The organism is Photorhabdus sp. RM96S, from assembly GCF_042879335.1.
Taxonomy (GTDB): Bacteria; Pseudomonadota; Gammaproteobacteria; order Enterobacterales; family Enterobacteriaceae; genus Photorhabdus; species Photorhabdus kayaii.
The window spans coordinates 1-10,706 of record NZ_JBHFKT010000068.1 but is presented as its reverse complement, the minus strand read 5'-3'; the positions used below and the strand labels follow the sequence as shown (position 1 = coordinate 10,706).

The window sequence follows — 10,706 nt, the reverse complement described above, 5'->3', positions numbered from 1 at the left end:
TGCAAGGAAGAATCAGATACCTGCCAAAATACGGACTTTAAAGCTCAAAGATGGGTTGTCGGGAGGACTCATAGCTGGATGAATCGCTTTCGCCGGATACTGATCCGATGGGAAAAGAAGGTCGAAAGCTATGTTACATTTTGCATGCGGGATTATAGTCTGACAAAATCCTATTGGGATAGGCTTTTAATGCGATAGAACCAATTCAACAGTTATTTTAATTATATTCTGGATTATTTTATTTTTCCTTAAGTTACATGAGTGACTATTATTCGTGTATTAATTTTATGTCTTATAATTTTATTGGCGATTCTTTTATTACCTCTTGTCAATTTCTTCATTAAATGTTAATTTTTATTAAAAATATTATCTACCCTATTTAAATAGTTATGTTATTATTACTTACGATAATTAGAACATGGCAACCGCATGAATGCTCAAATAAAAAACAGAACGAATGGTATTTAAGCTATTCTAATAACAGCACTTGTTAATTTGCTTTAAATACAATCCATATTTGCGTTATTTTTGTGTTAATTGTGTTCGCAAAATGTTCATGCGGTTGCTCTGGTAATTAGAATATGCATTTCTCAGTGATGATTAACTTTATCAAAATATACATTATTAAATGGCTTGGATATGTTGTGATTTAAGTTACGTTCAGCTGTGAAATGAAATCTGATTAGAAAAAACTTGATGCTTTATATTGATGTTACTATTAATAGTGTGCTAATAATGAGAATGGGTTATTATGAATTTAATTAGATATCTTTGCGCTCACTCTTGGAAATTGCTGTGTTTTTCTATGGTAAGCGCATTAGTAGCTGGAGGTGCTGCAGCCTCACTGGTTGGTCTGGTGAGCAAAGCAATTGAGTCTCCTGGCTACTCTGTTTCATATATTTTTTTTATATTATGTTTAGTCTATTTTTTTAGTAAAGCTACTGCAGAGATTGCGTTGCTACATTTGACTCAATCTGCAATATTATCACTACGTATCAATCTTAGTAATAAACTACTGCGAACACCGTTTAAAAAGCAGCAAGAGCTTGGACGCCATGGTCTGTTAGCTGTTTTAACCAAAGATGTTGATGTGTTTTCAGATTCATGTAGGTTTGCGCCAATAGTGTTTGGTAATACCATTCTTATTGTGGCTTGTCTTAGTTATTTGGCCTGGGTCTCTTGGGTGCTATTTTTAGTCCTGACTGTATGTTTCGGTACATTGATGTATGGATTTCACATTTTAGAGAAAAATCCCTCTCAGATGATGGACAAGGTTAGAGAGCAGATTGATAATATTTATCTTAATTTTCAAAATCTTATAAGTGGAAGTAAGGAGCTACAGTTAAATACTAATCGTGGTAAATTATTTGTTAATCAAGTTATTATGCATGGTGCTGAGAATTTAAGAAAAATATTTATAAAGAGTCATGCCAGATGGGCATGGTTAGTAAATTCAGCAGATACTATGTTTTACGTAATAATTGGTTTTATGGTTTTTGTGGTACCCATTTGGTGGCCGTCTGAACCAGGTGTTCTTGTCTCGGTAGTCTTGGTTATGCTCTTTTTAGTTGGCCCTATTGGTGAAGTTATGGGGGCTATACCCGAATTACGCACGGCGGAAGTATCCTTGAAAAGAATGCGACAACTAGATAAGGATTTGCAGGAATCTCAGCTTGTATACTCTGATAAGCTTAACCCTTTCTTAGAAGTAAAGGAAAACAAGGTATTACTTGAATTACAAGATGTTGTTCATCACTACTCAAGTGATAAGGAAGATAGCCAATTCATTCTTGGGCCATTAAATCTTAAAATACACCATGAAGAGATTGTTTTTATCATAGGAGGTAATGGCAGCGGTAAAACCACTTTGGCAATGTTGTTGGTTGGTTTGTTTCAATGTGATTCTGGCTCTATTATATTAAATGGTGTAGAAATGAACGCTTCTAACAATGAGTATTATCGACAGTTTTTCTCTGCCGTTTTTTCTGATTTTCACTTGTTTGAAGAATTACTCACTATAGATTTACATATTACTGATAAAGCCACTCACTACATTCAGAAATTGGGTATGGATCATAAAGTAAAAGTAGTAGATGGAAAATTCTCTACCATAAATATATCCACTGGTCAGCGTAAAAGATTAGCTTTAGTATCTGCTTATTTAGAGGATCGTCCTGTTTATATCTTTGATGAATGGGCAGCAGATCAAGACCCGGTTTTTAAAAAAGTATTTTATACAGAATTATTACCTGAATTAAAGGCGCGTGGCAAAACCGTTATTGTTATTACTCATGATGACTCTTATTTCGGAGTGGCAGATAGAGTAGTGAAGTTAGAAGATGGACATATAAAAGATATCTAAATTCCTTATATGGACGTCAATTTGAATTCAGTTGGTGTCCATATATCTATTTGGATTATTCAAAATAAATTACACCCTATTTTTTGACTATTTAATTTCTTTGGGAAATACACTTGAACACTTGTGGCGTTTTTATGTCGAGCTACTTTTTCTATATGAGGAATGGATATGACGAACACTATTTTTAGGGAATTAGAATCTGATGTACGTAGTTATTGTCGAACTTTTCCTGCGGTTTTCTCTAAGGCAAAAGGTTCAGTTTTATATGATGCAACGGGGTGCGAATATCTCGATTTTTTCGCCGCAGCGGGTTCTATGAACTATGGACATAATGATGAGGATATGGTTGAAGCAGCCATTAATTATTTGCGCAGTGATGGAATTATTAATGGACTAGATTTGAACACTGAGGTTAAGGCAAAGTTTCTGGAGACTTTTAATGAGCTTATTTTGAAACCGAGAGAATTTGATTACAAATTACAATTTACTGGCCCTACAGGGGCTAATGCAGTTGAAGCAGCACTCAAACTGGCTCGTAAAGTGACTAATCGGATAAACATTGCTTGTTTTTCTGGTGCCTATCATGGAATGTCTTTAGGAGCTCTGGCGATGACGGCTAATGCGGCTAAGCGTGCATCCATGATTGTGCAACTACCCGGAGTAATCCGTCTGCCTTATGATGGGGCTGTAGGCGGTGGAGTTGTTAGTCAGTTACAGTTACTGGAGGATATGTTTTTCCGGCCTGGTTTTGGTATTGATCCCCCAGCAGCTTTTTTGCTCGAATGTGTTCAAGGGGAAGGGGGAGTGAATTGTGCCTCGGATGATTGGCTCCGAGGGGTTAGCTCATTAGCAAAACGGCTTGGCGCGTTGCTGATTGTTGATGAAATTCAAACTGGTTGTGGTCGTACTGGTACTTTTTTTAGTTTTGAACATGCAGGTATAGAACCGGATGTGGTTTGCTTATCCAAATCTCTAAGTGGTGCAGGCTTACCGTTTTCTATCAATCTTATAAAGCCAGAAATTGATATCTGGGCTCCAGGTGAGCACAACGGCACTTTTCGTGGTAATAACTTGGCGATGGTGATGGCAACGGTTGCATTGAAGAAATTCTGGAGCACACCGAATTTTGCCATTGAGGTGACGGATAAAGGTCATGCCCTAGCAAACCAATTACGGCAGGCCTTGGCTTCTGTTGCGGATCAGGTTGATATTGTTGGGCGTGGTCTAATGTTAGGCTTGCGTTTCAGACAGCCAGAACATGCGCGTACTATCGCAGCCAAGTTGTTCCGAGATGGTTTGCTAATTGAGGTATGTGGTCCATACAGTGAGGTACTGAAGTGTATGCCTGTACTTACCATGGAATGGGCGGTGATGCTGGCTGCAGGTCAGCGCATCGCGCAGATGGTATTAAACACTTTGCTTAACGACTATTCAAGCTCATCAACGCTATTAACTCTTGATGAGCAATACCTGCCTGTTTAGGTGCTGATGAATCCTATGAAATATAGTTATGGGGTCCCAATTAAGCCCTAATAATTTTAAAACGATCTATGTATTTTTATTGTTTTTACTAGGTTGTTATTTTCTGGCTTTATAAAAAGGTATCGAAAAATGAGTCGTTTAGATATTTTCTCTCCGAACCATCCCCTATCCACAGCACAAAGCAGCCGTTGGCTTCAGTATCAGTTAGACCCTGTCGGGAAAGGGAAACACAATAGTGCTTTTTGCGCACGAGTTAAAGGTTTAACTCCTGAACGTTTGACAATTGCATTAAACCAACTGCTGATGCGCCACCCTATGTTACGTGCTAGTTTTAGTCTAGATGATGGAGAGTTGGGCTATCGTATCAGTGATAATATTAGCATTAATGTTCACCAGCATGATGCTCAACAGATCAACACTGAAGTTCTTCAACAGCAAGTGGCAAAGGAATGCTGGCATATTTTTGACCTAGATAAACCGTTACGGATTCATGCCTGCTGGTATCAATGCAACGAGCAAGAGTCGGTTATGGTGCTAGTGTTTGACCATATTGCGGTTGATGGTTGGTCCTATTGGATGTTACTAGAAGAGCTGGGGTCATTGCTGTCATTACAGGAGCTAGAGCCTGTGCCAACCAACAGCTTTCAAGACTATGTTGCTTGGCAGAAACAGTGGCTGCAAAGTTCTGGAGCTGTTGCACAAGGTCATTTTTGGCAACAAGCGTTAAGTGGAGAGCTACCTGTGTTGCAATGGCCAAATAAATGCAGCAACACCAAAATCCCAGAAAGACAAACACTGATAAAGATGCTGCCGCTTGAGCTGGTGTCTAAGTTGCAAGTGGTAGCATCACATTATGGTGGTAGCTTGTTTGCTATTTTTTTGGCGGCATACCAAATATTGCTACATCGTTACACTGGGTTAGATGACATTATTGTTGGTACCATTATGCCAGGGCGTGGACGCGCGCGTTGGGGCAGATTAGTGGGTGAATTTATCAATCCAGTGGCATTGCGTTGTCATGTGGGTGATGATATTACAGTAAGCGAGCATATTCGTAGATCACAATATCTTATCCGTCAAGGTGTTGAAAATCAGAAGTATCCATTTTCCCAAGTATTAGAACAGATTAGATTTCCTCGTCAGCCAGATATTCATCCCATTTTTCAGACGATGATGAATTTTCAACAGGCAAGGTATGCCAGCAGCGAACTACTGTCTTTGTGGATGGAAGGAAACCTAAGCTCCTCTATTAGTTGGGGAGGCGCTGAGTTATCGGCATTCCCATATCCCGCTTATGCTGATACATCTGTACCACTTATGGTGAATGTGCTGGAAGTTGACGGGCAAATTCGTTGTGATTTCCGCTATAGTACGAGCGAATTCGATGTTGAAATTATAACGCAATTGATGGGACATTTATTTACCTTACTTGCACAGATGGCCGACGATGAGCAACAGAGGCTAGCCAGCCTAGTATTGCTTAGTGAACAAGAGCATCGACAAGTACTTTTGGGTTTCAACAACACAGCAAAAGCTTACCCTCAAAAAAATAGTTTGATTCATCAACTGATTGAACAGCAAGTTGAGCGAACTCCTGAGTCCATTGCCTTGCGTTATGGCGATGAAGAATTGAGCTATAGCGAGTTGAACTGTAGGGCCAATCAATTGTCACACTACTTAATAGAATTAGGTGTCGGCCCGGATGATAGAATAGCAATCTGCGTAGAACGCAGTATGGAAATGGTCGTGGGTCTGCTGGCTATCTTGAAGGCCGGTGGTGCGTATGTACCACTGGATCCGAGCTATCCAGAGGAACGACTGAGTTATATGTTGGCCGACAGTCAACCGCAGGTAGTGCTGACGCAGAGCGGGCTACTTGGTGTGTTACCGAAGGTATCAGTACCAGTATTGTCATTGGATGTTGAGTCACCTGTATTCCAAAAGCTGTCAATGCACAATCCTGATGCAACAGTATTAGGATTGAAACCGAATCATCTAGCTTATGTGATCTATACCTCGGGTTCGACGGGGCATCCCAAGGGAGTAATGAATGAACATAAAGGAGTGGTTAACCGTTTATGTTGGGCACACCAAGAGTACCAGCTACGGGATGATGATGTAGTATTACAAAAGACGTCATTTGGTTTCGATGTATCGGTTTGGGAGTTTTTCTTACCTCTGCTGGCTGGCGCTCAACTGGTAATTGCTCGCCCTGCTGGGCATAAAGATCCGCTTTACTTACTGGAGGAAATTGAACGCAGCGGTGTCACAACTATACATTTTGTTCCTTCTATGTTGCAAAGCTTTGTCAGCATGGTACCAGCAGGACGTTGTCGGTCATTACGCCGTATTTTATGCAGTGGTGAAACGTTACCATACAAGTTGCAGACTCAATGTCTTAATTATTTCCCACATAGCGAACTGCATAATTTATATGGTCCAACTGAAGCCGCGATTGATGTTACCTCTTGGTTGTGTGTACCAAACAAATATGTAAGTTTGGTACCCATTGGTCGACCGATCAGCAATACCCAAATCTACATTCTGGACGACTATAACCAGCCAGTACCAATTGGGGTGGCCGGTGAGCTCCATATCGGTGGGGCTGGGGTAGCGCGTGGTTATTTAAACCGCCCGGAATTGACGGCAGAGCGCTTTATTGCCGATCCGTTTAGCGATGAACCAGCGGCCCGGCTCTATAAGACCGGCGATCTGGGCCGCTGGTTGCCGGATGGGAATATTGAATATCTTGGGCGCAATGACTTCCAGGTCAAGATCCGCGGTTTTCGTATTGAGTTAGGCGAGATTGAAGCCCGGCTGGCGGCCTGTGACGGTGTGCGGGAGGCAGTGGTGGTCGCCCGGGAAGACGCGCCGGGTGACAAGCGGCTGGTGGCCTATCTGGTGCCGCAGGCCGGAATGGGGCTGGACGCCGCAACGCTGCGGGCTGAGTTAAGCACAAGCCTGGCGGACTATATGCTGCCCGGTGCATTTGTGGTACTGGAGGCGTTACCGTTGACACCGAATGGCAAGCTGGACCGGCAGGCATTGCCGGCCCCGGACCAGAGTGCGGTGGTGACACGGCAGTATGAAGCGCCACAGGGTAAGCTTGAGCAGCAGCTGGCACAGATTTGGCAGGACTTGTTAGGCGTGGAGCGTATCGGCCGCCACGACAACTTCTTTGAGTTAGGCGGGCATTCTCTGTTGATCGTCAGTGTGATCGAGCGATTACGCCTGATGAATTTGCACCTAGACGTGGGAACCGTTTTTGCCGAACCAACGCTGATGGCGATGGCTGCCCGTGTCAGCAAGGAGGAAAATATCGCGGGCGAGGGTGTTCCCGAGAATCGTATCCCCGGAGATACCCAGGTTATCACACCGGAGATGCTGCCGCTGATTATGCTGAGTCAACCCGAGATAGACAGCATTGTAACTGACGTTGCTGGTGGCGCTGCCAATATCCAGGATATTTATCCACTCGGCCCGCTACAGCAAGGTATCCTGTTTCATTATTTATTGGGGGGGGAAGAAGACCCTTACTTATTGCACACTATAATGGCGTTCGACAGCCGACAGCGTTTGGATGGCTTTTTGGCTGCCTTGCAACGGGTAATCGACCGTCATGATATCTTGCGCAGCGCGGTGCATTGGAAGGGATTACCGGAGCCGGTGCAGGTGGTGTGGCGTCAGGCGCCATTGCGGGTTGAAGAACTGAGCTTATTGGCGGGGGAAGATGCAGAACGACAACTGTATCAGCACACTGACCCTAAGCAGATGCGCTTGGACGCGACCCGAGCGCCATTAATGTCGGCCACTATCGCGCAAGACCCACAATCCGGTGAATGGCTGCTGGCGCTACTGCCTCACCATCTGGTGTGCGACCATCTCACGCTGGAGTTAATGTTCCATGAGATTCAGGCACTCTTACAGCAGCAAGAAGAGCATCTGCCGCATCCTTTACCTTATCGCAATTTTATTGCACAAGCACGTTCGGTACCGCAGACAGTACATGAGGCGTATTTCCGGCAGCAGTTAGGTGATGTGGACGAATCAACCGCGCCCTTTGGGCTGTTGGATGTGCAAGGAACAGGCACTCTGGTTGTTGAAACGCGCGGCTATGTAGAAACGCGGTTGGCTCAAGCCGTACGTGATTGCGCGCGGCGGGAAGGCGTCAGTGCGGCGGTGTTATTCCATGTGGCATGGGCGCAGGTCATGGCACAGTGCAGTGGCCGGGATGACGTTGTGTTTGGTACCGTGTTGCTGGGACGATCGCAAGGCGTGGCGGGTGCGGATCAAGTGCTGGGTATGTTTATGAATACTTTGCCGGTACGGGTACGGTTGGGCAAGCGTAGCGTATGGCAAGTAATGCGCGAAACATACCAACACTTAAGTGAGCTGCTGACGCATGAACAGGCCCCGCTTTCGCTGGCTCAGCGTTGCAGCGGTGTGCAGGCCCCACTGCCGTTGTTCAATAGCCTGTTGAACTATCGGCATAGCCCAGGCGGGGCAGATCAGCAGAGCGTGTGGGAGGGGATACGCTGGATTAGTGGGGAAGAGCGTACCAACTACCCGCTGTCATTGGACATTGATGATTCAGGTCAGGGGTTTGAGCTGACGGTGCAAAGTCGTGGGGAGGTGGCACCGGAGCGGATTATGGCCTATGTGGAGACGGCGCTGAAAGGGATAGTGACGGCTTTGTGTTCGGCACCTGACACACTGATACAGCAGGTGGATATATTGCCGGCCAGTGAGCGGGAGCAAATCCTGACGGACTTTAACGCAACGACAGTGGCTTATCCGTCAGACAGACTACCCCATCAGCTGTTTGAACAGCAGGTTGCCCGCGCGCCGGAGGCGATAGCCCTACGTTATGGAGATGAAGAGCTGAGCTATGACGAACTGAACTGCCAGGCTAACCGGCTGGCGCATCACTTAATCAGTTTAGGGGTGTGCCCGGATGACCGGGTTGCTTTGTGCGCAACCCGCAGTTCGGAGATGGTAGTGGGTTTGCTGGCTATCTTGAAGGCCGGTGGTGCGTATGTACCGCTGGATCCGAATTACCCGCCAGAGCGTTTGAGCTATATGTTAGCGGACAGTGCACCAGTGGTGGTGGTGACGCAGAGTAATTTACTTGAGATGCTGCCGGAGTTGTCAGTGCCGGTATTGGTGTTGGATGAAACGAAAGTGCAGTCAATGTTGGCAACACAATCGATGCACAATCCCTCAGCGGAGATTCTAGGGCTGAACCCAAGTCACTTGGCGTATGTAATTTACACCTCGGGTTCGACTGGCTTGCCTAAAGGGGTGATGATTGAACACCGTGGGTTGGTCAACTACAGCTTGGATGCTATTCGCCAGTTTGAACTGACAGCAGCAGACAGCGTATTGCAGCAGAATTCGTTGAACTTTGATTTGTCACTGGAAGAAATGTTGCCAACGCTGCTGGCGGGAGCCAGTCTGGTATTAGCACGTGACTTGTTTGGCAGCTCATCACAGTGTGAATCCTGTGATGACACAGTGAGCGTTGTGCATTTAACAGCAGCGCACTGGCATTCATTAGTCGGGCAGTGGAGTGAAGTGCCCGCACGAGCATTGCGCGATCTGCACGGGGTACGCTTACTTAATGTGACCGGTGATGCATTATCGGTGCAAAAATTGCAGGCCTGGGCCGAAATTCGACCAGCACACACTCATCTGATTAACACTTATGGTCCGACAGAAGCAACGGTGTCATGTACTGCAACCCGTTTATCTGATGGTGCTCGTAGCGTCACAATAGGTAAGCCGTTTGCTAATACTCGGATGTATATTTTAGACGTCCATGGTCAACTTGCACCTGTTAGTGTTGCTGGCGAATTATATATTGGTGGTGTACAAGTGGGCCGTGGTTATTTAAACCGCCCGGAATTGACGGCGGAGCGCTTTATTGCCGATCCGTTTAGCGATGAACCAGCGGCCCGGCTCTATAAGACCGGCGATCTGGGCCGCTGGTTGCCGGATGGGAATATTGAATATCTTGGGCGCAATGACTTCCAGGTCAAGATCCGCGGTTTTCGTATTGAGTTAGGCGAGATTGAAGCCCGGCTGGCGGCCTGTGACGGTGTGCGGGAGGCAGTGGTGGTCGCCCGGGAAGACGCGCCGGGTGACAAGCGGCTGGTGGCCTATCTGGTGCCGCAGACCGGAATGGTGCTGGACGCCGCAACGCTGCGGGCTGAGTTAAGCACGAGCCTGGCCGAATATATGCTGCCCGGTGCATTTGTGGTACTGGAGGCGTTACCGCTGACGCCGAATGGCAAGCTGGACCGGCAGGCATTGCCGGCCCCGGACCAGGATGCAGTGGTGACACGGCAGTATGAAGCGCCACAGGGTAAGCTTGAGCAGCAGCTGGCACAGATTTGGCAGGACTTGTTAGGCGTGGAGCGTATCGGCCGCCATGACAACTTCTTTGAGTTAGGCGGGCACTCACTACTAGCTATGAGTTTGGTAGCGAGATTACGATAATCTCTAGATACTGAAATTGTATTAGGTGATATTTTTACTGAAAAAACAATTAGCCAGCTAGCTATATCCATTCAATCTGACTGCAATTCAAATCAATATCCTAACTTATTTCCTATTCGTACTGGTGGGAAAGATATACCTTTGTTCTTTGTTCATGCTGGTGGTGGGAGTATTAGTTATGCCTATGATCTTGTTACCTGGATGGACGACATAAGTATTCCAGTCTATGGATTCTCTGCTGGCAATTTACTAGAGGGAACCTCTAAAAACTTTTCACAGCCACAAAATTGAGTAAAATGTAGGCACAGTACATCTCTGCAAGGTAGCGCTGTCATGATACCGCCTCGTTCTGCTTTAAAAAAAG

3 protein-coding genes and 1 pseudogene are annotated in these 10,706 nt (G+C 45.6%); all 4 read left to right on the top strand.

Annotated elements, in window-relative coordinates:
* Positions 1-182, top strand: a pseudogene (locus ACGF49_RS23365) (IS5/IS1182 family transposase); the annotation flags it as partial.
* Positions 183-751: 569 nt separating this feature from the next.
* Positions 752-2,362: a cyclic peptide export ABC transporter gene (locus tag ACGF49_RS23360; protein ID WP_113044293.1), complete on the top strand. Its 1,611-nt coding sequence runs from the start codon at positions 752-754 to the stop codon at positions 2,360-2,362.
* Positions 2,363-2,530: 168 nt separating this feature from the next.
* The gene (locus tag ACGF49_RS23355) at positions 2,531-3,844 is read left to right on the top strand and encodes an aspartate aminotransferase family protein (protein ID WP_113044294.1); all 1,314 of its coding nucleotides are present in this window, start codon (positions 2,531-2,533) and stop codon (positions 3,842-3,844) included.
* Between the two features lie 129 nt (positions 3,845-3,973).
* On the top strand, positions 3,974-10,342 hold the full coding sequence (locus tag ACGF49_RS23350) for an amino acid adenylation domain-containing protein (RefSeq protein WP_387493014.1): 6,369 nt from the start codon (positions 3,974-3,976) through the stop codon (positions 10,340-10,342).
* Positions 10,343-10,706 lie beyond the last annotated feature (364 nt).